Genomic DNA, 23,322 nt, shown 5'->3' on the forward strand with positions numbered 1-23,322 from the left:
AGGTAAAAGACACGTGTGCGGTTATAATGTCACTTCGATACATCGTACCTCTTAACGGATAAATGACTGATTACTATGACCACTGTCTCAGACCAACCTTCGCAACATAAGTCACAGCATGGTTTTGCTCCGCTTGCTATTGCCCGTATTAAAGGTGCCCAACGTGCCAACCAAATAGCGATTTATCTCATTTATGCGGCTATCTTTGCATTTGTGGTCTTTGGCACGATTGCTAGTATCAAAGCTTTCCATGATAACCAGCTACTTTATCAGTTATTTTATAATTTGCCGTATGCTTTAGTAGCTCTCACGATACCTATTACTATTTATGATGCATTGGTCGTTTATCGCTATCGCTTAAATCAACCATCAATGATTGCCATGAGTATTGGTGTATCAACTATTATATTGGTTGGTGGATTAATTTTTGCCGATACTGCATGGTTAGGACTGTCTTGTTGGCTGGGTGTGGCATTTTTATTTAAAGTAAGCTTTAAGCGGTTTTTTAATTTTTTAGAAGTAGCTGATGCTTATGAAGAAGCTGAAAGTACTGAAGTCTAGACAGTACGCCGCGATAAGCATTCAAGCAAACTACTTACCTTCAAATTCACTTATGCAGCTTTACGATTATGACTATGATCACTTCAATACCAGACACGCCTATCCACCATCATTTAGATACTCAAGGACTGATCTGTCCTGAACCTGTCATGATGCTGCACCGCGTCATTCGTAAAGCAGATGGCGGTGAAGTGATTGAAATATTGGCGACAGATCCTGCTACCACGCGTGACATTCCAAATTTCTGTCGTCATTTAGGGCATGAGCTAATTGGCCAAGAAACACTGGCTGAAAACGTAAGCTTAGACGCTGATCCTGACGAAATTACCGTCGATAACGATGATGACATGCCTACAAGCGTGACGCTGTATCGCTATCTAGTTAAGAAAAAAATGGCATGATAGGTTAGATGTTATATTAATAACTGTCTGTCATCGCTCACTTAGCCCTTACCTGAGTATTACCTTATGAGCCGTGATCGCGCCGTGCAACAGCGCCAACCTAAAGCATTGTCCGTCGATGACGAGCCAGCTTATATGACTGAGTTTCGTCAAGCCATGCTGGCGCGCGGTCTAGCAACCCGTACTCGTAATGCATATGTACGCGACCTACGCGCTTGTGATTTGACCAATCCTATCGCCCTGACACGCTGGCAGCCTGATGATGTGCTGCACTGTCTGTCACTCCTTGCTCAAGATGGCAAAACTCCGCGTACTCAAGCGCGTATGCTCTCAAGTCTGCGGCAGTTTTATCTATGGATGGTTGCCAGTAATCTGCGTGAAGACAATCCTTGTGAGCGTATCAAAAGCCCAAAGCTTGGTCGTCCTTTGCCAAAGGACTTAGCCGAGGCTGATGTCGATAATCTACTTGCTGCACCTGATACTGGCACTGCGCTTGGACTGCGTGATAAGGCTATGCTAGAAGTTTTATATGCCTGCGGTCTGCGGGTGAGTGAGTTGATCAACCTCTCATTAGAGCAAGTAAATTTAAATGCTGGCTGGCTACAAATCACGGGGAAAGGTAACAAAACGCGACTGGTACCCCTCGGCGAATATGCAGCGGATGCATTGGAAGACTATCTGTCCCATGGGCGTGGTGATTTGATTGCCCATTTAAAATCAGGAAACTGCCAAGCGGTGTTTTTGACGGCGCAAGGTGGTTATATGACGCGGCAGAATTTTTGGTACTTGCTCAAGAAGTACGCCAAAGTTGCCAGTATTGATAAAGAGCTATCGCCGCATACGTTACGTCACGCCTTTGCCACGCATCTACTCAACCATGGCGCAGACTTACGAAGCGTGCAGTTATTGCTTGGACATAGCGATTTATCAACCACGCAAATCTATACTCATGTGGCAACGGCAAGATTGCAGAAACTACATGCCGAGCATCATCCACGTGGCTAGACCTGCCATATTGTCATATTGTCATATTGTCATATTGTCATATGGCAAGCATTGAAATCTAATATTATTGATGATTGTAAAAGGAATATATCGTGTCGCAAGCTCAACCGTCTGCCTTAACGAAGCGTCAAAACTCTGCACTCAGAAACCTTACTATCATGGGTTATTTAGAAGGTACTTCTTTTCTATTGTTGCTCGGTATCGCGATGCCACTCAAATATATGTTTGATACTCCAGAAGCGGTGAGCTATGTTGGCCCAGTGCATGGGATATTATTCATTGCTTATGTTATGGTATTAATCATCACCGCGAGTAGAGTAAAAATGCCGCTTTGGGCACTACCTGCTGGTTTGCTCGGCTCGTTTTTACCATTTGGACCGTTTATATTTGATTATTTACTTAAGAAGCGGTTGGGAAAGTAAGGTAAGAAACTTCCATATATTTGATAGCACAAATATCATTTTTCCTTCAAAGACAACAGCTATGCAATACAATGAAAGATAGCTGCAAACTCACCCTTTTCTCGTTACAATACCCTTATCAAAGTGCGTCATGATATACATGCTACTAATTGGGCTGCGCACTACCTTTTACCTACCTATTATCCGAGAATCCCATGAGCCATAGACCACCTGCTGACCTATTAAAAAACGCCGAACACTGGCGCGAAGATATCAATTTTCGCCAAGACGTATTGGGCAAGCCATTTGATTTTACAACTACATGGGGTATTTTTTCACCGCAAAAACTTGATGATGGTAGCTTGATGCTGCTTGATTATGTCGATTTTGAAGCTGACGATGACTCAATCGATTTGGGTTGTGGTTATGGTGTGCTCGGTATGACGGCAGCACGTGAATGTCCAAACGGTCAGCATACATTAATCGATAAAGACTTTATGGCGGTAGAATACGCACGCCGTAACTGTGAGAAAAACGGTCTAAACAATGTCGATGTGCATTTATCAAACGGCTTCAATCACGTAGCAAAAGACAAAGACTTTAGCCTTGTGATGTCAAACTTACCAGCCAAAGTCGGCAAAGAGCAGCATTATTTATACTTTCTCGATGCCTATGCACGCATGCGTAAAGGTGGACGTTTTTATGTCGTCACGATCAACGGCCTACGCCAATTTGTGAAGCGTTCGTTTACCGAAGTTTTTGGTAATAGTGATAAAATCAAACAAGGTAAAACCTATACTATTACGATGGCGACCAAAGACTAGTTTGAGATTTACCTAATTGTGTTTCTGTCATTTGAACTGAAATTAAAATCGACATAAAAAAGCACGCTAAATTAATTTAGCGTGCTTTTTATTTTGTATAGCTAGCTGTCATTCTACATTTGGCGTTTTATTAAGTATCCGCCCAGTAATGCGCTACCGATAATCGGTAATAGCACCATGAGCATCGGTGAAAAACCTGTGGCTAGCGATACAAAGCCAACTAAATCTTGAATATAGCTGAATAACAGACCAAACAGCAGTGCCACAACGATACGCAAGCCTAAGCTGTGCGTCCGTAGCGAGCCGAAGACAAATGAGCAAGCAACAATCACCAGCGATAATATCGACAACGGTGATAAAAGCTTTTGCCAAAAGGCGACTTCATGATCTAAGGAACGACTGCCTTGTTGGCGCATAAAGGTGCGATGCTCATACAGCTGCGTCAATGACAAATCCTCTGCCTTACGCGTCAGTAAATACACAGACTCTGGAGCAAAAGGCAAGCTCAGTGTATCTGATGGTGATATAGCCTGACTACTCTCAAAGCCCTGATTGATAGAAAGCTCAACCATATCGTCTAGCTGCCACTCGTAACGATACTGCTCGCTTGGCTTGTCACTATTCACATCAATTGGCTCACGGCCAGTGTACTGTCCGCCTTCCGCATGGACAGCAGTTTGCAAGTTACCATCGTTATCCAAATGCCAGCGTTTAACCTCACCAATATTGCCTGCGACATCAGCATAATCAATATATAAAATATCGCTACCATCAGGTGTCGCACTACCATCTTCTGCGCTGTCGAATCGTGGCTGAATTGTCCAGTATCCACGTACCGAGGTAACTAGCGAGGCGCTGTCCTCACCGTTAATCTGCTTTGCCAATTGATTAGAAGACGGTAGGACAAACTGATTAATAGCCAAGGCCAATAGCACAAATATCAAAGCAGGCTGCAATACCCAGCCAACGATACGATAGATACTGACGCCAGCCGCGCGCATGACAACCAGCTCACTTTTATTAGCCAGTAAGCCCAGCCCTATCACAGCACCCAGTAGCGCACCTGTTGGGATAAACTGCTCTAAAAAGTATGGCGAGCGATAAAATATATATTTAAGCGCCTCTCCCATGGTGTAACCATCATCTAACGACTCAAGTTCTGATAAATAAGAAAAAATAAGTTGTAATGCCCACAAACCAATAACGGCAGCAACTATAGCTAATAGAGCGTTCAGTTTTACATAACGGCTAAGGACCTTTAGATTGGCAGGTTTCTTGGCTAAGTGAACAGACTCGGCTGATTTAGCAAATAAAGAGCGCATTAAGACTGCCCTCCTTGTGAGCTGTTATTCTGGCTATCTATGTCGCTAACTGAATTAATTGCGACAGCAGCTAGCCTATTTTCTTGTTTGCGAAAGCGCAGTCGATGTTGCACACGGCTACCCCAGTTCATGTAAAGCGCCAATGCCATAAACCCTAAGATAAGCCATACATATGCCCATACGCTGATGCTGTCTTTGCTCACAGCGTTTTTGAGCGAAATGATACCCAATGCACAGCTGACAAATAATAAGATAGAAGGAAACAAACGCAGCCAACGTCCCTGACGCGGTCGCACTTGCGCAAGTGGCACGGCCAACATAGGCGCGATAATCATCAGCCATGGTAATGCCAAACGATAGCCAAGCTCACTTTGGGCAGCACGCATTGCACTATTCGTACCTGATGGTGAACTACTCGTTGCGGCTTGCCACAACGGTCCAATCTCTTGCGTTTCGATATTATCTTCGGTGATGACTTCCTGAGAGGACTCAGTCAAGGTAATGCGATAGCGATCAAAAGCAACTTGATTATACTTTAGGCTGCCTGCACCAACTTCGTAACGACGTCCTTGGAACAGATCCAATTGAGTCACACCACTATTGCCAGTATCTACTTGCTCAGCACGCTTAGCTAGCGTGATGGTGTCTTTGCTAATATCCTTTGCACCGCTATTTATAATATCTTTTGGAATATCAGAGATGCCAATTTGTTCGGCTGTTTCGTTATCAATTGTATTATTCATATCAGCATTAGTGGCATCGACACTTTCAGCAGCCCCACTTTTTTTCGCAGGTTCAGATTGGATCAATATCACATCTTGTAGTTTTTTCTTATCGTCGCTGAGACTACCCACGTATAGATGATAGTTACCGCTACTGATAAACTCGTTCGGACGAATCAAATCAAATGCACTGGTCAATGCTTGCTGCTGCCAGACAGCCTCAGACGAGCGTACGCCCCAAGGTTTGCCAACGACGGATAGTGCCGCTTCACCAACGAACAATGCTAATATTAACGGTGTCATTAGCCGAGCAAGCTTTCCACGAGATACGCCGCTAGCATTAATTACTGCCATCTCTTGATCGACATACAAGCGGCCAAATACCAACATCAGAGCAATAAAAAAAGCTAACGGTAAGATGAGCTCTAAAAAGTACGGTAGGTTATAACCAATGATCGTAAACAGTAGGCTGACATCCAAACGACCTTCGGCGGCGATGCCAAAATAGCGTATCAAGCGACCGCCAAGCATCATCACTATCAAAAACCCCAGCACTAAGGCTGTGGTCGAAGCAACTTGTTGTGTCATGTAGCGGCGTAATATCACAATGGGTACTCTTAAACGGTTGGTATGCGCGTGATTGGTGATAGACTTATTGAATATTAAGGTTATACGACGACATATCATCAGCATGATATGAGTGATTCAAATATTCAAATAACAATAAACGTTGCCAAGCGAATGATTAGCCATAATCAATAAACACAAGCGACAGATATAACCGCTAATGCTAGCATATTTTGCCTAAAAATGACTGTGAAATGTGTTTGAAAACATTACGCACACCTTGCTGATAGCGCATTATTGACAACAGATGAGAAATATAGCAAATATTGGATAAATAAGTGGTAAAACCTCAGATGACATCAAATTGATGTTGCGAATTTTTTGCTTTATTTATTTTAGAAAGGTTTGTTTGCCATTCGTATCATCGACCCTCTATCTCTGTTATTAGTTGCTAGACTGATTGATAGAAAAATATACCTATACTGTCAAACGGAGAATAATACCAATGAATAAAACAACCTCTACGCCCTCTACCCTACTTGAACTCGCTGGTGGGTCATTCGATTCGCTTGACTGGTCAAATTGCGCGCTCGTTCTTATCGACTATCAAAACGAATACGTCGATGGCGCGATGCCATTAGGGGAGGCTGGGACAAAAGCCATAGCCAATGCGCGTTTATTACTCGATAAAGCGCGTCAGCAAAATCTACCTATCTTTCACATTACTCATCACGGCGCAGAGAATGGCAACGTTTTTGATCCTTTATCCGCTAATGTTGAAATAGTAGAGCAGTTGCAGCCGCAAGATGGCGAAACAGTGATTGCCAAACAGCATCCGAATGTTTTTTATGATACACAGCTACAATCATTAATTTCAGCAGAATCAAAAAAGCAGATTATTTTTGCTGGCTTTATGAGTCACATGTGCGTCAGCTCAAGCGCTCGCGCCGCATTTGATTTAGGCTTCGATAGCTTTGTCTGCCACGATGCCTGTGCTACCCGCGACCTACCTAGCACTACAAGAGAGACTATCAGGGCCGACATTGTGCATAATACTGCCATGGCAGCACTGCAAGACAGATTTGCCGCGATGGTAACGACCGATGAACTGGTCAACGGCTAATTTACAACGCTAAATTATAGTGTAAGTTAGCACAGCGCAATAATTCAAACGCATTACCTAAGCTTTGCTAACTGCGCACTATTATCGCAATATGCTACACTACTGTGGTTGCTCGACAGACCAAATAATCTAATAATCTGACAGGTATAAGCAGTTATACAAATCCTGCATTTTTCATAACTCTAATAAGGATAACTATATGAATATCAAATTATCTCAGCATTTACCAAAGACCCATACACAAAAAATCCTGAAAAAAGAAGCCAAAAGCAAAGACGATGCTTGTCTGGTTGTATTGGTCGATGACAAGAAAAACATTCTGGCTGAATCTGTGCTGACCGAATATACCGCTCGTATTGAGCAGTTGATTGAAGTATCACATTTTAAGGGTACTGCATGTGAGACTGTTGCTGACTACGCATTAGCAGGTGATAAAAAAACCACCAAGCAAAATCCTGTTCAACTGCTATTGGTCGGTGTGGGTAACACTGATAAATTCAATAATTCAGTACTGCAAAAAATCGCCAATACTATTTATAGCAGCACACAAAAGCGTGTCTCTTCTATTACTGTTGCATTAGGCGATGCGCTAGAAGAAAATCATTTTGGTCAGTTTGCGCTTAACCTAATGGCAGCCAGCTATCGCTTTGACAAATACAAGTCTGAGCAAGCGACTCCTGTAGTGACTGATGTTTATCTATTAGCTGACGAATCTCTAAAACCTGCACTTGCATTTGCTCAATCGGTATTCGCTGGTCAGAGCCTCACTCGTGATGTGGCCAATGAACCTGGCAACATCTGCTTCCCAGCTTACATGGCTGAACAAGCTCAAGAACTTGCAAAAACTTACCCTGACTTATTAACCGTCAAGGTATTAGGTGAAGACGAAATGTCAGCGCTAGGTATGCATTGTTTCTTAGCCGTCGCACAAGGCTCTACCAAAGAAGGTAAGCTTGTGCTCATGGAATACCGTGGTAAATCAGAATTTAGTGCCGATGCAAACAATACAGAACAAACCACTAACAACGCAAAAGTAAGTGGTCTAAAAGCATTGGCTGATAAACTGCCAACCAAAAAATCAGCTAAAAAAGCAGATAAAGCTAGCGATAATAATGCACAAACTGTCAATGACGACGCACCTATCGTATTAGTCGGTAAAGGCGTGACCTTTGATTCAGGCGGTATCTCAATCAAGCCAGGTGCGGCGATGGATGAGATGAAATTTGACATGGGTGGTTCGGCGTCAGTACTCGGTACGATTAAAGCATTGTGTGAAGCGCGTCTACCAATCAATGTCGTTGGCGCCCTAGCCTGCGCTGAAAACATGCCATCAGGTGATGCAACTCGCCCAGGCGATATCGTCAAAGCGATGAATGGCAAGTCAGTTGAAATCTTGAATACGGATGCTGAAGGTCGTTTGGTGCTAGCCGATACTCTGTGCTACGTGCAGCGTTATCAGCCAAAAGCTATCATCGATGTTGCCACATTGACTGGCGCCTGTGTCGTTGCATTAGGTCATGTTCGTTCAGCCGTGTTTAGTAATGATGAAGACGTCCTGTTTGATCTAGAAAATGCAAGTAACCTATCAGGCGATCTTGTCTGGCATATGCCTTTAGATGACGACTATCAAGCGCAGCTTGACTCACCAATCGCTGATATGCAAAACATCGGTGGCAAAGGCGCTGGCGCCGTAACTGCTGCCTGCTTCTTGTCTCGTTTTGTTGAAGAAGGTCAAGCATGGGCGCATTTAGACATCGCTGGCACTGCATGGAACTCAGGTAAAGACAAAGCAGCAACTGGACGTCCAGTACCATTGTTTATGCAATATCTAAAAAACAGTGCAGAGATGGTTTAATCCATTTATGAAAATTAGTTTTTATGTATTAAGTGAGAGTAAGGCCCAAGATTTCTTGGGCTTTATTTGTCAGCTTACTCAGACGGCGCTTAACAAAAGCGCTCAGTCTTTGCTGATTTTAATTGAAGATAACACATTGTTATCAAATCTAGATACGGCGCTCTGGGCACAAGAAGCCACGAGTTTTATACCACATCAAGTTCTTTCTGATATTACTGCTGAAAGTGATGATATCAATGCTAACCCCAACGTTGCTAATCCTGAATTATTAGCGCCCGTAATGCTTGGCAAACATATGCCAGCAGGTTTTAATGGTATCGTTCTTAATACGACAACACGTCCTGTTAACGATTTTATGGCTTCTACTAATAACTCAAACCCCTCCCGAGTCCTTGAGCTGATCCGACCTGATGCCACAAGCACCCAAGAAGGTCGTAATAAATATAAAGCCTACCAGCAATTAGGTTACGATTTAACCCACTTTAAGGTATAGCTCTGCCGTTTACTCCCCCTTCATCTTTTACAATGAAATATACCGCCTATCTTATATATCACAACCTATACCGCCACTTTTACTCTCATGAATGAGATATTATAAGTAGCTGGCCTTTACCTATAAGTGCTGCATTCTTTTTATACTTATTAGATGACTCTGCTATCTCTCCGTTTGCACGCAACAGCCACTGCTATGAACAGTATGCGAATATGTCAAAAAATGCTACTATCCATCGATAAATTTTCTGTTGTGACAATTCACTTACTTTTAACGGACTTGAGGGTGTACAGATGCGTTCATTAATTGCGATGTACCAGCGTATAGGGCTGGTGCCGCTCATTATTATTGGTTTGGTGCTAGGGGTATTGATTGGTTGGCTAGTGCCAAGTATCGGCACCGCAATAGGGTTACTTGGTACACTCTTTGTCGGTGCACTAAAAGCCGTCGCTCCCATCCTAGTATTTGTGCTGGTTATGGCAGCGATTAGCCAACATCGCAGTGGTAATGAAGTCTACGTAAAGCCTGTGCTTATCATGTACATGTTCGGCACTTTTTTAGCCGCGCTAACAGCAGTTGGTGCTAGCTTCTTGTTCCCGACTGAACTGGTCTTAATAAACGCTGATATCGCACAGGTTCCACCTGCTGACCTAAAAGAAGTTTTGACAAACTTGCTCATGAACTTGGTGGCCAATCCGATTAATGCAATCGCTGAAGCCAACTATATTGGTATCTTAGCATGGGCAATTATTATCGGTTTTGCATTGCGCCAAGCCAGTGATACTGCTCGCAATGTCGTTGGTGATTTCGCTGATGCCATTTCGCAAGTGGTTAAATGGATTATTGCTCTAGCGCCATTTGGTATCTTAGGCCTAGTCGCTAGCACCGTTGCTGAGACAGGCTTTGCTTCTTTGGCAGGCTACGCACGTATCTTGATGGTATTGATCAGCTGTATGTTATTCATTGCGTTGGTTGCAAATCCGCTTATCGTCCTTGTGAAAACGGGTAAAAATCCTTATCCACTCGTGTTCAAATGTCTGCGCGAATCAGGGATTACTGCCTTCTTTACTCGCAGTTCAGCGGCTAATATTCCAGTCAACATGAACCTTGCCCGTAAGCTTGGTTTGCATGAAGACACTTATTCGGTGACCATTCCACTAGGTGCCACTATCAACATGGCTGGTGCTGCGATTACGATTAACGTCTTAACGCTTGCTGCTGCTCACACGTTGGGTATCGAAGTAACATTTGCCTCTGCATTGTTATTAAGTCTGGTTGCTACGATTAGTGCTTGCGGTGCTTCTGGTGTTGCTGGTGGTTCGTTATTACTAATTCCACTCGCTGCTAGCTTGTTTAGTATTCCAAATGATATCGCGATGCAAGTAGTTGCGATTGGCTTTATCATCGGTGTAATTCAGGATTCAGCTGAAACTGCCTTGAACTCTTCAACTGATGTGTTGTTTACAGCAGCGGCAGATCCTACTTATTCGCGTTAATTGTCGTTGAAATGCTTTCTATAGATATAAAAAAGGGCCTTTAAATGGCCCTTTTTTTATGCAATATTTTGATTACTTTAGATTGTCTATATCGACTTCGATAACTGGTGTTTGCTGCTCTATTTGGCGTTTGAGTTGACGCAGTTGCTCAACCTCATCTAGCAGCTCAAGTATCAAACCGATGGCAGGTACGCTGGCTTCAAAGTCACGACTCAAGCGCGATGCACGGCGCACTGTCGTCAGCTGATAACCAGTAAATTTCTCATGCTCTAGTGCATCATATTCAATGATGTTTTCTTCGATTAGTTCGATGACCCATTGGCGCTCTTGGCCACAGGCAGAGACCAGTTCATCTAAGCTCATGATGATATCTGTAAATTCAGTCGAGTGGTTCATAGCTATTATCCTCGTTTTCTCTTCATTTCATCGGTATCTTATTCATCTCTGCTATTTATTTATCACTTCGGTAATAAACAACGGTTATTCAGAATCTTGTCTAACGACTAATATCGGTATCAGCAAAGGCTTGCTTTAGCTGCTCATAAGCCTGTGTCGATGCATCATTACTGACATCAGGATTAACAATATTTAAAGTTAGATACAAGTCACCTGCTTGCTTGGCAGGGATACCTTTGCCTTTAAGACGTAAATTGCTACCAGACTTACTGTTTTTAGGAATAGTCACGCCAAGCGTACCCGCTGGCGTACTGACATTGATTTTTTCACCCAGTGCCGCTTCCCAAGGTGCAATATTTACGGTTTGATAAACGTCTGCGCCTTCTATACGAATATTGGCATTATGGCGAATCTTAACCTTCAAAAACAAATCACCATTTTTACCATTACGACTACCAGCAGCACCTTGCCCTGCTAAACGAATCTGTTTACCATCAGTGATACCTTTCGGGATTTTGATTTTAAGGGTTTTATTATCATAGTCGACATTGCCATTGGGCTGACGAATAGGGACATTTAGTTTGATACTATAGTCGTCACCACTGTAGACTGAAGATAAGTCAACGGTAATCTCAGCATGCTGATCCTGACCTTTGCTATCTTGCGTCCCAAAATCACCGCCAAATTGATCAAAACCGCTGCTTTGAGAGCGACTACCCGTTTGCCCGCCAGCTGACCCACGCGCGCCGCGACCAAATGCTGAAAAAATATCATCGAAGCGAAAACCGCCATCACCAAAGGCTTCTCCATCACCAAACTGATCTTTGATGTCTTCCCAACGAAAACCACCTTGACCCGCGCCAGCTTGCCCACCACCACTAAACCCACTTGAGCTATTTTGATCCGCAAACGGGTTGTTTAGCATAGCGTCATACTCAGCGCGCTTGTCTTTATCCCTGATCGTTTCATACGCGTTATTTATTTCTGCAATCTTATTATCAGCGTCTGGATGATCGCTGACATCAGGATGGTATTGACGAACGAGCTTACGGTATTTTTTTTTGATATCAGCGTCTGAGGCGTCTTTTTTGACCCCTAAAATGTCATAGTAGTTTTTCTCTGCCATGTTATTTTCCCTCAAATAAAAACATATTAGTGGTATCAGTCTGCCACTTTCAAACAATACGGTATAAACGGCTACTAGATTTTGCTATAGCAGTTTTTGTGGCCTCCTTATTATCATAGCAATAATTACTATAAATACCGTTATATAAATATTACCAGTAATGATGCCAAACAGTATCTACTATACTTTCTAGTATAGAAAAAAACGCTTGTACATTAGGCTAAACTTTTTCAAAAGTTATCATTATCAGTTTTCTAATAATATTAAAATAATACCAAACCCTTTGTTTTTAGAATTTAGCAATAATTTAGAAAGTTTTGCTTACACAATATTATCTACTTCTAAATAGCGTTTTATAACGTCAAGTATGCTATATCGATAGATTTGGTCTTTATATATTACCTATTTATATTGTGTGATTGGCTTTCTAGTATTTTGTCGGCTTCTTTATGAGAATCACTCTTTATAAGACTAATTTTAGTTTCTTCATCATCATTATTTTTGCTAAAAAGTATCTATTTTTCCTTAAAAAACAGTTATTTGACCTCATGAGTTTTTTACATAGCAGTAATAATATGACAAGCTAGCTCTTGTAAAATCCCCTGTTATTCATACTCATAGGGAGTATAGATAACGTAGGCAAGAGCATCTGTCTATTTTATTAATTGCTTAAAGGTATTAAATGTCTTATTTAATCAAGTCTTTGGTTGTCACTTTATCGCTGCTACTTAGCACCACAGTTTTCGCTGCCAATACCAGTTATTATGGTAGTAAGTTTCATGGTAAGCGCACAGCTAGTGGTAGTATCTTCGACATGAACTCTTTAACCGCTGCACATCGCACGTTACCGTTCGGCACGAAGGTACAAGTAACCAACCAAAAGACAAAGCAGAGCGTCGTTGTAAAAATCACGGATAGAGGACCTTTTATTCGAGGCCGTATTCTTGATTTATCAAAAGCCGCTGCTGGTGAAATAAACTGTCAGCTTTGTACGACTACGATGGAAATACTGTCGTACGGTGATGGCAAATATCGCAAGGAATGATGTAATAAAAAAGGGATGGCTTATGCCATCCCTTTTTTATGTCTGCTTCTATAACTAACTATCTAGAACGCTTTATGCAAACTTAGCTTCCATCTCTTCTAAAGTCGTCATTGATAGTAGTAACTTCTCTTCATTATCACTGTGCTGCTGCTGTAGCGCTGTTTGTTCATTGAGTAATACAAGCAAGTCAGACTTACGGCTATCTTCGTACAGCTCTGTATCAGCCAATTTTTCTTCAAGCGTCACGAGCTGCTTATCAATCTTAGCCAGTGTCTTTTCTGTTTCCTCTATCTCGCGGCGGATAGGTGCTGTCATTTTACGCTGTTCAGCAGCTAATTTACGCTGCTCTTCTTTACTAAGTGCAGACGGCGTAGCTTTACGGTTTGATGAAGTATCAGATGATTCATTACTTACTGAGCTATTATTAGTTTCACGTGAAACAAACTTCTTACTCTCTTTTTTACTTTTTTTCTTACCAGTATTTTTATCTGCTGCGTTCTCTTGTTTACGCTTCTCTGCTAGCCATTTACCATAATCGCCAATATCACCATCGAACTCTTCGATAATGCCATCGTGTACCAGATATAGCTCATCACAGACATTGGCAATCAGCTCTCGATCATGTGATACTAGTACCACTGCCCCTTTGAAGCCTTGCAATGCGATAGTCAATGCTTGACGCATTTGTAAGTCTAAATGGTTGGTAGGCTCATCAAGTACAAGGACGTTTGGACGCTGCCAAACAATCAATGCCAAGGTCAAACGCGCACGCTCACCACCTGAGAACAGCTCACTTGGGGTATCAATGCGCTCACCGCGAAAGTCAAAGCTACCCAAAAACGAGCGCAGCATTGCATCAGAGGTTTTACCTGCTAGACGACGTAGCATCTCTATAGGCGTTGCTTTGGCATCTAGGATATCCATCTGATGCTGATTGAAATAGCCCAATTTTAGGGTATCTGAAACGCGGTATTTCCCTGTTAATATGCCAAGCTCACCGACCAATGCTTTAATCAACGTTGATTTACCAGCACCGTTCATGCCCAATAAGCCAAGACGAGTATCAGGAGTCACCTGTACATTAGCATTGCGTAATAGCGGTGTTTCACTATAGCCAATATCTGCGTGAGTCAGCTCAATCAGCGGTGAGCTCATGTTTGCTGGCTCATAGAATTGGAATGAGAATGGGTTGTCAGCCATCATTGGTGACAGCTCCGCCATACGCTCAAGCTGCTTAATGCGGCTCTGGGCCTGTTTGGCTTTACTGGCTTTAGCACGGAAACGACGAATAAAGTCATCCAAGTGAGCCTTGGTCGCTTCTTGCTTTTCAAACGCTTGCTGCTGCTGCGCCATGCGCTCGTGACGGGTACGGATAAACTGCTGATAGTTACCAGTATATAGGGTGATTTTCTGTTGCTCTACATGCAAAATATGACCAACTGTCGCGTCCAAAAACGCTTGGTCATGCGAGATGACGATGACCAAACCCATATAAGCATTGATCCATGTTTCAAGCCACAAGATAGCATCTAAGTCCAAATGGTTGGTTGGCTCATCGAGTAGCATCAGGTCAGCACGGCTCATCAAAGTCTTGGCAAGGTTTAAGCGCATGCGCCAACCACCAGAAAACCCTTCTACTGGTAGCTCATGCTGGCTAGTCTTAAAACCAAGACCTGCCATAATTTGTGCCGCTTTGGTCGGCGTACGATATCCATCAATCTCATCGAACTGCTGATGCAATACACCAATTTGCTCATCGCTAACGCTACTTAAATCATTTAGCGCAGCATTAATCTCATACCACTGCTCATCACCGCTCAATACATAATCGATTGCAGACTGCGTCGTAGCACCAACTTCCTGTGCCATATGCGCCACATGCCAACTATCAGGAATACTGACTTCACCTTTATCAAGGGTGACCTCTGTATCGCCTGTACCCATCTGCGTCAGTAATAGCGCAAATAAAGTAGATTTGCCTGTGCCGTTGTTGCCCGTCAGTCCAACTTTGTGACCTGGATGGAGCTGAAAGCTTGCACCTGCAAACAATTCACGACCATCACGGCGAACACCAACGTCTTTAAATTCGATCATATAATTTCTTCATCTCAACAATAATATAGATATAGGGCAATAAGAAGCGCACATAGGGTATGTCAACTGGCGGCTATTATTTCAAACGCTTGCCCTATAGGCAAACAATTAAATAACTATTTCAAAACTAACTATTTATTACGCTAAAAACCTTAAGTTTCACAAGTAACTCTTGAGCTCATACATGCTTGTTCCTATTATAAAGGTTATGACCACAAAATACCGTAATACGACCAATAAGCTTTGAGACTTCCTAATATTGTTGAGTAGGATTTAATCGCATAGCGATATTATTGGTTAGTAAGATTTTTAGCATGAGCTTTCAGCGCAATTTTTTTAGATAATTCCACATCAAGCTTGAGGCACTGCTTGTTCGTTAGTAACATTCAGTAGTCGTACCACTCTTGACAAACGAAACAGTACCCCCATTATGATATACTGCTACAAAATAAGTGCCCACCATCAATAGAGGCAATAAAGTGTTGTAGTGGCACAAATACCATTTTGAAATTGTACAAGCAGCTTATAATGCACCAATAGCTTTGCCATAATGACAGCACCCAATTAAATCAAACGCCGTACGTATCTTTATTTGCAAGTACCCTATTGCAAGCCTAAACAGGACGACGACCGCATTTGATCCTAGCAACTGAGGTAGATATGAACGAATCAGCCAACCAATTTAGTCCAAGCGCCAGCCAACCAGTGGACCCAACCGTATTAAGCCTAACCGATAGTGCGGCGCAGAAAGTACGCCGTCTACGCGAAGAAGAAGGCGATAGCGACCTTATGCTACGTGTTTATGTGACGGGCGGTGGTTGTTCTGGTTTTTCTTACGGGTTTAACTTTGCCAACGATCTAAATGAAGACGATGCCAACTTTGATAATGGTGATGTGACGTTAGTCGTCGACTCGCTAAGCTATCAATACTTGCAAGGCTCTACCGTCGATTATACCGAGGGACTAGAGGGGGCACGTTTTGTTGTGACCAATCCGAATGCTACAACCACTTGCGGCTGCGGCTCATCATTCTCTATATAGGCTGAATAGACACCGTCGCACTATGACTGTTGAGATGATGAAGTAGTGCACAAGCGATATCTCAAATAGCTTGTAGACATAATGGATAAAGCATCTATCTTTCAAGTAGATGCTTTTTTTATCAAACTATTTGGGCAAAACAACGCTATATTCGAGATAAACCTATATTAAAAAACAGGGTCAAAATCTTCACAAATCGCTTTGCTTAAAGCTTATCGTATTTGTAATTGTCCGTGGTTTTCAAGACAGCTTTGAGCTAAACTGACGGAATTATTGACCTAACACTTACCTATTTTATGGACAAACGCTTATCGTGTTTTGATCCGCCATAATAAACAACAATAGATGACTATTATGAGTAATTTTGCGAGTAGCTTTGTTAATTTCGAAATCCCTAATTGGTTTGATAGCACACACTTGACGGGAATGCTCCGCGGTATCGAAAAAGAGGGCCTTCGCGTAAAACCTGATGGTTTCTTGGCACAGACCCCGCATCCAACCAAACTTGGGTCAAAACTTACTCATCCTTTTATTACTACCGATTACTCAGAAAGTCTGCTTGAACTCATCACAGAACCAAAGTCCTCACCAAAAGAGACTCTCAATATGCTGCGCCAATTGCACGTATTGGTCTATCAGGGTATACCTGAAGGTGAGCTAATGTGGCCATTATCGATGCCTTGCATGCTGTCTTCTAAAGATGAAGATATCCCACTAGCTGATTATGGTAATTCTAATACGGGTAAGTTAAAAACCCTATATCGTAGTGGTCTTGGTATTCGCTATGGTCGCCGCATGCAAACGATTGCTGGCCTGCATTACAATTTGTCTTTTGGTGATACGTTGTTTGAGACGTGGCAAGCCAAAACATCGACCGCACAAAGCCAAACATTGACAGAGTTCAAAAACGAAAAATACTTAGGACTGATTCGTAATTTTAAACGTCTGACTAGCCTCGTTTTATATTTACTCGGAGCCAGTCCAAGCGTTTGTCCTTGTTTCTTGGCAGGGCGTGAGCACGATTTAGAGTTGCTCAATGATTCAACCTATTACAAGCCTGCTGCTACTAGCCTGCGTATGGGTAAGCTTGGTTATACCAATAGCGTGCAAGAGCAGCTCGATATTCGTTATAACTATCTACCAGAGTATGTCGCTGGTCTGCGCCGTGCCATTCAAACCCCTCACGAAAGCTTTGCGAAACTTGGTTTGAACGATGAAGACGGCAATCCGATCCAAATCAACAACCATATTCTGCAAATAGAAAACGAGTACTACAGCCCTATTCGTCCTAAACAGATCGCAATGAGCGGTGAAACACCAACCGAAGCGCTTGAACGTCGTGGTATCGCCTATGTCGAGTTCCGTGCTATTGATCTTGATCCATATAGTGACGTGGGCATTCGCCTCTCTAGCGCTTGCTTCTTAGAAGTAATGGCGCTGTATTGTCTGTTCAGTGATTCACCAGACCTGCTACCTGAAGAAGAAGAATCGCTCGCTATCAACCTTGAGCGTGTGGTCAACGAAGGTCGCCGTGATGACTTGCATATTATCAACAATGGTCAAGAGCAATCACTTGAAAGCTGGATGCTAACGCACCTAGAGCGTATGCAGCCACTTGCCGCATTACTTGATGCTCATTATGGTGGTAACGATTACCGCGCTGCCGTCGCGTTGATGCAAGGCAAAGCAGGACACTCTGAGTCGACTATCTCCGCACAAGTGAATTCCGACAGTAAGCGCTTAGGCAGCTTATGGCAGCTTGGCTTTACATTGGCTCAACAGCATCGCGAGTCTTTACTGCAGCAGACACTTAGTCCAAATACTCAAGCTAAATACGAAGTACTGGCAGAAAAATCTATCTTGCAGCAAGCTGAGATTGAGCAGTCTGAAACAGAAGACTTTATGGAGTTTTTACAACAATATCGCTAGCCTTTAATTACTGAACCTTAACTGCTAGCTTTTAATTGCTAAGTTTTGATGACTGGTTGTTGGTTATTAAATTTTGACTGCTTAATCTTGATTGCTGCCCTACATCTATTATAGATAAACATATAAGAGTAACCGCACAATGCGACAGCTAACCACTTACCGTAACCTGCAAGTATTTTTGGTAATAATGGCCATCATAGGCATGAGTTTTGCGCTGTTTTATTTACAGCGCCACCTAGGGCTTTCTCCTTGCCCGCTCTGTATTTTTCAGCGTGTTGGCTTAATAGTCATGGGCGGTTTTGCCCTGATATCAGCATTGTTCAACCCTAAATCTAAAGTGATAAGGCTACTACTGTGGCTTGGTAGCTTAGTAGGTATTGGTTGGGCAACGGCGGTAGCAGCCCGCCATGTATGGTTGCAATATTTGCCTGCTGACCAAGTACCTTCTTGTGGACCAGGACTGAACTATTGGCTTGATACGCTTCCTATTCTACAAGTGTTCGAAGAAGTCTTTGCCGGTTCTGGCGAATGTGCTTCTGTTGATTGGACATTCATGGGATTAAGCATACCTGAGCAATCTTTGATTTTATTTAGTATTCTACTGATTGTACATATATTGATATTATTGCGTATCGTCAAGCCTACTAATTAAAATCCTATCGCTTAATAAGAGGTTAGGTTTTATTCCTGCTTCTACTTTTGAAACAGACATTGCTATCTTCGATACAGTGTCTGTTTTTTTATCTACTATTATACCGCCCCCATAACCTGTATTGGTTATACCGATAAGTATTTCTACGATTTCTTTTATTTCTAGAAATTTTCGGTAACAACAAAAAGCCCACAGAGATGTTTTTTAGCTTTTGATATCTTTAGTCAGCTTTTATCATAAATGAATAAGTATCAGATATTTATCGCTTTCTATTCATAAGCTATCTGCATTTTACATATAAGATAATGCTCTCAAGCTCTCAATTTATATTACTACTATGCGCCCATTCCTCATTGTCCTGATTTTTGACAGTGGTTTTATGGTGTCTATAGTATAGATGAGCTTGAAAAATACTTGTTAATAACTGTTTTTGGTATAACCATGATATATCTTGCTCCTGTTCACTCTACTACGTTAACTATAGTAAAACGGTGGCGTCCTGCGTTATTTGTAGCATCACTATGCGCGTTGATCGTAGGCTGTGATAGCGCTTCATCTAATACCGACAAAGACATGGTATCTACATTCGCTGCTACTAGTCCTGAATCACAAGGTGATTCGCAAGCATTGCAGGATGAGAATGTTGAGCTAGCGAGTGATGACGAGACAAGTGAAATGGTGGAAGGGCAGTCGCTGATTGCTGCTGCTCAGTCAAACAAAAATACTTATGTAGATAGCTCTATGGAGCGATCAGAAGCAAAGAGCAGTATGCTGCAAGCAACATTGATGGGCGATTATGGCGGTATGGTCTCTTGTACAGACTGTGACAGTATCGACGTCACGTTGAATCTATTCGCTGATGGGTCTGTATTAAAAGCAAGCAACTACCATAACCCCAAAGAATCAAAAGCACCCCTACTCGAATCCGGTGTCTACCGACAGGATAATGACAAAATCACGATTGTTTATGAAAGCAAAAACATCGAGACCTATCGCATACAAGACAATCATCTAGTACGTATGGATGAGCATCATAATTTAGATAACGACTATACATTATCTCGCAAATAATAAACGGATCAACAAGAACTACCTGAACAAAAGCGTCATAATACCAGTTGTTAATTAGTCTATCGCTCAATACTAAAACAGCTAAAATCTATTAGCTATATAGCGCCTACTTGTTAGGCGTTTTTTATTAGTCATCGAACAGGGTTTACTTTACAATGATTGCTGGTTTGCCCAGCTAATATATTGGTCGCTAGGTATCAATAGTATTTATTTTTAATGATAACAGCTAAGTACTTCTAATTTTATTTTATCAGCTCTCTATTCTTTTCACTTAAGCGCGTACGGAACGTCTATGCATATTCATATTCTTGGTATTTGTGGTACTTTTATGGGCTCACTGGCATTGCTAGCTCGTGCGCTTGGGCATACGGTCACAGGTTCAGATGCCAATGTCTACCCTCCTATGTCTACTCAACTCGAAAATGCTGGCGTGACTATCGAAGAAGGCTATCTAATAGAGCACTTGCAACCAACGCCAGATCTAGTCGTCGTTGGCAATGCGATGAAACGCGGCATGGATGTGATTGAGTACATGCTAGATAATGGCTTACGCTATACCTCAGGTCCGCAGTTTTTATCTGAGCAAGTATTGCAGTCACGTCACGTAATTGCCGTTGCAGGGACTCATGGCAAGACCACAACTACAACTATGCTGGCGTGGATATTACATTATGCTGGTATTGATACAGGGTTTCTCATTGGTGGTGTGCCATTGGTTGATACGACTGACAAGCACCTACAGCAAGTGTTTGCGCACAGCAGCTATTTGGGTGCTGATAAAAGTGATGATAACGAATCCGGCTATTTTGTGATTGAAGCAGATGAGTACGATTCTGCGTTTTTTGATAAGCGTTCGAAGTTCGTTCACTATCGTCCACGCACGGCTATTTTGAATAACCTTGAATTTGATCATGCAGATATCTTTGCGGACCTTAATGCGATACAAACTCAGTTCCACCATATGGTACGCATGATTCCAAGCACTGGCAAAATTATCATGCCAACCGCGACCACCAGTTTAGAAGACACGCTAGCAAAAGGGGTCTGGACACCTATTTGGCGTACCGCTGTCATTGACTCTACTCTAGCTGATACCAGCGAAAGCGCGCGTACTCTAAAGGATAGTAGCGATTGGCAGGCTGAGCTGATTCAAACAGATGGTAGCCAGTTCAAAGTCAGTTTAGCCGCTGATAAAGAGACCACTGCCATCGTAAACTGGTCAATGAGCGGCATTCATAACGTCAACAATGCGCTAGTTGCCGTGGCTGCTGCCTACAACGTTGGCGTCAGTGTTGAGACTGCCTGTGCTGCCTTATCAGATTTCGCTGGTATCAAGCGCCGGATGGAGCTGATCGGTAACGTCAATGACATCTTAGTTTTTGATGATTTTGCCCATCATCCAACGGCTATTACAACCACATTAGACGGTGCCAAAAAGAAGCTGGCTGATAGACGTATTTGGGCCATCATTGAGCCGCGTAGCAACACCATGAAAATGGGTATTCATCAAGACAGCTTAGCTCAATCAGCGGTACTTGCTGACTATACATTATGGTACGAGCCTACTGGTTTAGAATGGGGCTTAAAAGAAGTCATTGAACAAGCAAAGGTTACTAGCGACTCTATCGGCAACCAACAAGTACTATCAAGTATTGACGCTATTATCGAGCATATCAGCAGTCATGCAAAAGCAGGTGATGCGATTGTGGTCATGTCAAATGGCGGCTTTGAAGGGATTCATCAGCGTTTATTAACCGCATTGCATAACGGCTAACACTTCTAGTTAAGATAAAGAAATAGCTCTTCTTATTCCCCTATATACAAACGCAGCTCATCTAATAGATGGCTGCGTTTTTTATTTCCAATATCTATATAACTCTAGTATTACCAGTATCACGTTAATGAGTGCTGTTAGCACCACAACTACCTTTGTAACCTTTCGTTTACCTATTACCCCTACTCAATAGCAAATTGGACTTTTTTCTCACATAGCCCCTACAGTAGTAACATTTTAGGCTTATTTTTGTGCCCAAGGACTGTTTACAATAGATTTATCAGAATTTGTAACACATTATAAATACTAATAATACTAGGAGAATAACATGAGCTTTATTTGGATGATTATTGTAGGTTTAGTCGCAGGTCTACTAGCACGTGCTATCAAACCAGGCAACGACCCTATGGGTTGGATAATGACTATCGTATTGGGTATCGTTGGTGCAATGCTAGGTGGTTTCTTAGCTGGATTAATCGGTATTAATGCTGATGGTGGTTTTACTGGTCTTATATTCTCAGTGATTGGTGCAATTATCCTATTGTTCTTATATGAAATGATTGTAAACAAACGCCGTGCATAATTCGTGAGCCAATTAAAACACCATATAAACAAAGCCTTGCGTTAAGCAGGGCTTTTTTTGTGCCATTTACCATCAAAATCTAATCTTTCTATATGCATATAGCACCATATGACTGCGAAAGTATTGATAAGTATTACTTTTGTCCCCATTTATCTTATAATATCAACCCTATTTTGTCCTTATCATTGAGGTGAACGTTATGGCACTACTCCCTATCTTAAGTTACCCAGATCCTCGCTTGCGTACTATCGCCAAGCCTGTCAAGGAAGTGACTGCTGAAATCAAAACCTTAATCGCAGACATGATCGAGACGATGTATAATGCTCAAGGCATTGGGCTTGCAGCCAGTCAAGTGGATCACCATATTCAGCTTATCGTTATGGATTTGTCTGAAGACAAAAGCTCTCCTAGAGTTTTTATCAATCCAAAAGTCACGCCACTGGTTGAAGAAAAGCAACCGTACGAAGAAGGCTGTTTATCCGTACCTGACGTCTATGACAAAGTCGAACGTCCTAATAAAGTCCGTATCGAAGCATTAGACGGTAACGGTGAGGTTATCGACGAAGTCGTAGAAGGACTACTTGCTGTTTGTATCCAACATGAGATGGATCATCTCAATGGTGTGATATTCGTTGACTACCTATCTCGTCTTAAGCAAACGCGTGCTCGTGATAAAGTTCGCAAAGTTCTAAAAATACGCGAAAAACAAGAAGAGCAGTCAACGGAAAAACAAACACAAACCGCCAATTCTTAAAGCGCCACTCTTTACTCTTATCCCTGTTATTCCGTCTTTATCCTTCACATCGTTATATCTACAGTGAATGCTATCATTTAGCATTCA

22 protein-coding genes are annotated in these 23,322 nt (G+C 42.3%); 17 read left to right on the forward strand and 5 right to left on the reverse strand.

Annotated elements, in window-relative coordinates:
* Positions 1-75: 75 nt before the first annotated feature.
* The 5 genes from ACT3QN_RS03375 (at position 76) to ACT3QN_RS03395 (ending at position 3,192) form a co-directional block, all read left to right on the forward strand.
* A complete protein-coding gene (locus ACT3QN_RS03375; RefSeq protein WP_444528892.1) occupies positions 76-561 on the forward strand; it encodes a hypothetical protein in 486 nt (161 codons plus the stop codon).
* Between the two features lie 74 nt (positions 562-635).
* Positions 636-962, forward strand: coding sequence for a sulfurtransferase TusA (gene tusA / locus ACT3QN_RS03380; RefSeq protein ID WP_444528893.1), 327 nt, complete (start codon positions 636-638; stop codon positions 960-962).
* A 66-nt stretch (positions 963-1,028) separates the two neighbouring features.
* Positions 1,029-1,967 carry a site-specific tyrosine recombinase XerD gene (xerD, locus tag ACT3QN_RS03385; RefSeq protein ID WP_444528894.1) on the forward strand — a complete coding sequence of 313 codons (939 nt, stop codon included), beginning with the start codon at positions 1,029-1,031 and terminating at the stop codon, positions 1,965-1,967.
* Positions 1,968-2,059: 92 nt separating this feature from the next.
* The gene (locus ACT3QN_RS03390) at positions 2,060-2,389 is read left to right on the forward strand and encodes a DUF3817 domain-containing protein (RefSeq protein WP_444526704.1); all 330 of its coding nucleotides are present in this window, start codon (positions 2,060-2,062) and stop codon (positions 2,387-2,389) included.
* Positions 2,390-2,583: 194 nt separating this feature from the next.
* Positions 2,584-3,192: a class I SAM-dependent methyltransferase gene (locus ACT3QN_RS03395; RefSeq protein WP_444528895.1), complete on the forward strand. Its 609-nt coding sequence runs from the start codon at positions 2,584-2,586 to the stop codon at positions 3,190-3,192.
* 113 nt (positions 3,193-3,305) lie between these two features.
* Here the strand turns inward: ACT3QN_RS03395 and lptG are convergent, their stop codons facing one another.
* Together lptG and ACT3QN_RS03405 are read right to left on the reverse strand one after the other, a co-directional pair.
* A complete protein-coding gene (gene lptG / locus ACT3QN_RS03400) occupies positions 3,306-4,514 on the reverse strand; it encodes an LPS export ABC transporter permease LptG (RefSeq protein ID WP_444528896.1) in 1,209 nt (402 codons plus the stop codon).
* Positions 4,514-5,824 carry an LPS export ABC transporter permease LptF gene (locus ACT3QN_RS03405; RefSeq protein ID WP_444528897.1) on the reverse strand — a complete coding sequence of 437 codons (1,311 nt, stop codon included), beginning with the start codon at positions 5,822-5,824 and terminating at the stop codon, positions 4,514-4,516. The genes lptG and ACT3QN_RS03405 overlap by 1 nt, the downstream gene beginning before the upstream one ends.
* A 484-nt stretch (positions 5,825-6,308) precedes the next feature.
* Between ACT3QN_RS03405 and ACT3QN_RS03410 the strand changes: the two genes are divergently transcribed.
* From ACT3QN_RS03410 to sstT, 4 genes are all read left to right on the forward strand, one after another.
* Positions 6,309-6,926 carry a cysteine hydrolase family protein gene (locus ACT3QN_RS03410; protein WP_444528898.1) on the forward strand — a complete coding sequence of 206 codons (618 nt, stop codon included), beginning with the start codon at positions 6,309-6,311 and terminating at the stop codon, positions 6,924-6,926.
* A gap of 199 nt (positions 6,927-7,125) precedes the next feature.
* Positions 7,126-8,781, forward strand: coding sequence for a leucyl aminopeptidase (locus ACT3QN_RS03415; protein ID WP_444528899.1), 1,656 nt, complete (start codon positions 7,126-7,128; stop codon positions 8,779-8,781).
* A gap of 7 nt (positions 8,782-8,788) precedes the next feature.
* On the forward strand, positions 8,789-9,274 hold the full coding sequence (locus tag ACT3QN_RS03420; protein WP_444528900.1) for a DNA polymerase III subunit chi: 486 nt from the start codon (positions 8,789-8,791) through the stop codon (positions 9,272-9,274).
* A gap of 293 nt (positions 9,275-9,567) precedes the next feature.
* Positions 9,568-10,770, forward strand: coding sequence for a serine/threonine transporter SstT (sstT, locus tag ACT3QN_RS03425; RefSeq protein WP_444528901.1), 1,203 nt, complete (start codon positions 9,568-9,570; stop codon positions 10,768-10,770).
* A gap of 72 nt (positions 10,771-10,842) precedes the next feature.
* On the opposite strand, the gene ACT3QN_RS03430 is transcribed toward sstT, so the two are convergent.
* Both ACT3QN_RS03430 and ACT3QN_RS03435 read right to left on the reverse strand, forming a co-directional pair.
* Positions 10,843-11,166 (reverse strand): chaperone modulator CbpM, encoded by a 324-nt coding sequence (locus tag ACT3QN_RS03430; protein ID WP_444523740.1) that lies wholly within the window; start codon positions 11,164-11,166, stop codon positions 10,843-10,845.
* Between the two features lie 100 nt (positions 11,167-11,266).
* A complete protein-coding gene (locus ACT3QN_RS03435; protein WP_444528902.1) occupies positions 11,267-12,292 on the reverse strand; it encodes a DnaJ C-terminal domain-containing protein in 1,026 nt (341 codons plus the stop codon).
* 682 nt (positions 12,293-12,974) lie between these two features.
* Here ACT3QN_RS03435 and ACT3QN_RS03440 point away from each other — a divergent pair.
* Entirely contained in the window at positions 12,975-13,337 is a 363-nt protein-coding gene (locus ACT3QN_RS03440) for a septal ring lytic transglycosylase RlpA family protein (protein WP_444520015.1), read from the forward strand.
* A gap of 72 nt (positions 13,338-13,409) precedes the next feature.
* Here the strand turns inward: ACT3QN_RS03440 and ACT3QN_RS03445 are convergent, their stop codons facing one another.
* Positions 13,410-15,431 carry an ATP-binding cassette domain-containing protein gene (locus ACT3QN_RS03445; protein ID WP_444528903.1) on the reverse strand — a complete coding sequence of 674 codons (2,022 nt, stop codon included), beginning with the start codon at positions 15,429-15,431 and terminating at the stop codon, positions 13,410-13,412.
* A 660-nt stretch (positions 15,432-16,091) separates the two neighbouring features.
* Between ACT3QN_RS03445 and erpA the strand changes: the two genes are divergently transcribed.
* The 7 genes from erpA to def all read left to right on the forward strand — a co-directional run bounded on the left by erpA (position 16,092) and on the right by def (position 23,235).
* Entirely contained in the window at positions 16,092-16,472 is a 381-nt protein-coding gene (gene erpA, locus ACT3QN_RS03450) for an iron-sulfur cluster insertion protein ErpA (protein WP_444520017.1), read from the forward strand.
* 354 nt (positions 16,473-16,826) lie between these two features.
* On the forward strand, positions 16,827-18,401 hold the full coding sequence (gshA, locus tag ACT3QN_RS03455) for a glutamate--cysteine ligase (protein ID WP_444526693.1): 1,575 nt from the start codon (positions 16,827-16,829) through the stop codon (positions 18,399-18,401).
* Positions 18,402-18,540: 139 nt separating this feature from the next.
* The gene (locus ACT3QN_RS03460) at positions 18,541-19,053 is read left to right on the forward strand and encodes a disulfide bond formation protein B (RefSeq protein ID WP_444528904.1); all 513 of its coding nucleotides are present in this window, start codon (positions 18,541-18,543) and stop codon (positions 19,051-19,053) included.
* Between the two features lie 441 nt (positions 19,054-19,494).
* A complete protein-coding gene (locus ACT3QN_RS03465; RefSeq protein ID WP_444528905.1) occupies positions 19,495-20,124 on the forward strand; it encodes a copper resistance protein NlpE N-terminal domain-containing protein in 630 nt (209 codons plus the stop codon).
* Between the two features lie 292 nt (positions 20,125-20,416).
* Complete coding sequence (gene mpl, locus ACT3QN_RS03470) at positions 20,417-21,898, forward strand: UDP-N-acetylmuramate:L-alanyl-gamma-D-glutamyl-meso-diaminopimelate ligase (protein ID WP_444528906.1); 1,482 nt, start codon at positions 20,417-20,419, stop codon at positions 21,896-21,898.
* Positions 21,899-22,226: 328 nt separating this feature from the next.
* Complete coding sequence (locus tag ACT3QN_RS03475) at positions 22,227-22,481, forward strand: GlsB/YeaQ/YmgE family stress response membrane protein (protein WP_057757652.1); 255 nt, start codon at positions 22,227-22,229, stop codon at positions 22,479-22,481.
* 199 nt (positions 22,482-22,680) lie between these two features.
* A complete protein-coding gene (gene def, locus ACT3QN_RS03480; RefSeq protein WP_444528907.1) occupies positions 22,681-23,235 on the forward strand; it encodes a peptide deformylase in 555 nt (184 codons plus the stop codon).
* The last annotated feature ends 87 nt before the right edge of the window (positions 23,236-23,322 follow it).

It is taken from the genome of Psychrobacter sp. AOP7-C1-14 (assembly GCF_052376135.1).
In the GTDB taxonomy this organism is placed as follows: Bacteria; Pseudomonadota; Gammaproteobacteria; order Pseudomonadales; family Moraxellaceae; genus Psychrobacter.

Coding starts and splice junctions, on each gene's coding strand:
- gshA (WP_444526693.1), top strand. CDS start 16,827: ATGAGTAATTTTGCGAGTAGCTTTGTTAATTTCGAAATCCCTAATTGG.
- tusA (WP_444528893.1), top strand. CDS start 636: ATGATCACTTCAATACCAGACACGCCTATCCACCATCATTTAGATACT.
- ACT3QN_RS03420 (WP_444528900.1), top strand. CDS start 8,789: ATGAAAATTAGTTTTTATGTATTAAGTGAGAGTAAGGCCCAAGATTTC.
- def (WP_444528907.1), top strand. CDS start 22,681: ATGGCACTACTCCCTATCTTAAGTTACCCAGATCCTCGCTTGCGTACT.
- ACT3QN_RS03440 (WP_444520015.1), top strand. CDS start 12,975: ATGTCTTATTTAATCAAGTCTTTGGTTGTCACTTTATCGCTGCTACTT.
- sstT (WP_444528901.1), top strand. CDS start 9,568: ATGCGTTCATTAATTGCGATGTACCAGCGTATAGGGCTGGTGCCGCTC.
- lptG (WP_444528896.1), bottom strand. CDS start 4,514: ATGCGCTCTTTATTTGCTAAATCAGCCGAGTCTGTTCACTTAGCCAAG.
- ACT3QN_RS03435 (WP_444528902.1), bottom strand. CDS start 12,292: ATGGCAGAGAAAAACTACTATGACATTTTAGGGGTCAAAAAAGACGCC.
- ACT3QN_RS03405 (WP_444528897.1), bottom strand. CDS start 5,824: ATGACACAACAAGTTGCTTCGACCACAGCCTTAGTGCTGGGGTTTTTG.
- ACT3QN_RS03395 (WP_444528895.1), top strand. CDS start 2,584: ATGAGCCATAGACCACCTGCTGACCTATTAAAAAACGCCGAACACTGG.
- ACT3QN_RS03460 (WP_444528904.1), top strand. CDS start 18,541: ATGCGACAGCTAACCACTTACCGTAACCTGCAAGTATTTTTGGTAATA.
- erpA (WP_444520017.1), top strand. CDS start 16,092: ATGAACGAATCAGCCAACCAATTTAGTCCAAGCGCCAGCCAACCAGTG.
- ACT3QN_RS03465 (WP_444528905.1), top strand. CDS start 19,495: ATGATATATCTTGCTCCTGTTCACTCTACTACGTTAACTATAGTAAAA.
- ACT3QN_RS03445 (WP_444528903.1), bottom strand. CDS start 15,431: ATGATCGAATTTAAAGACGTTGGTGTTCGCCGTGATGGTCGTGAATTG.
- ACT3QN_RS03415 (WP_444528899.1), top strand. CDS start 7,126: ATGAATATCAAATTATCTCAGCATTTACCAAAGACCCATACACAAAAA.
- ACT3QN_RS03410 (WP_444528898.1), top strand. CDS start 6,309: ATGAATAAAACAACCTCTACGCCCTCTACCCTACTTGAACTCGCTGGT.
- xerD (WP_444528894.1), top strand. CDS start 1,029: ATGAGCCGTGATCGCGCCGTGCAACAGCGCCAACCTAAAGCATTGTCC.
- ACT3QN_RS03430 (WP_444523740.1), bottom strand. CDS start 11,166: ATGAACCACTCGACTGAATTTACAGATATCATCATGAGCTTAGATGAA.
- ACT3QN_RS03475 (WP_057757652.1), top strand. CDS start 22,227: ATGAGCTTTATTTGGATGATTATTGTAGGTTTAGTCGCAGGTCTACTA.
- ACT3QN_RS03375 (WP_444528892.1), top strand. CDS start 76: ATGACCACTGTCTCAGACCAACCTTCGCAACATAAGTCACAGCATGGT.
- mpl (WP_444528906.1), top strand. CDS start 20,417: ATGCATATTCATATTCTTGGTATTTGTGGTACTTTTATGGGCTCACTG.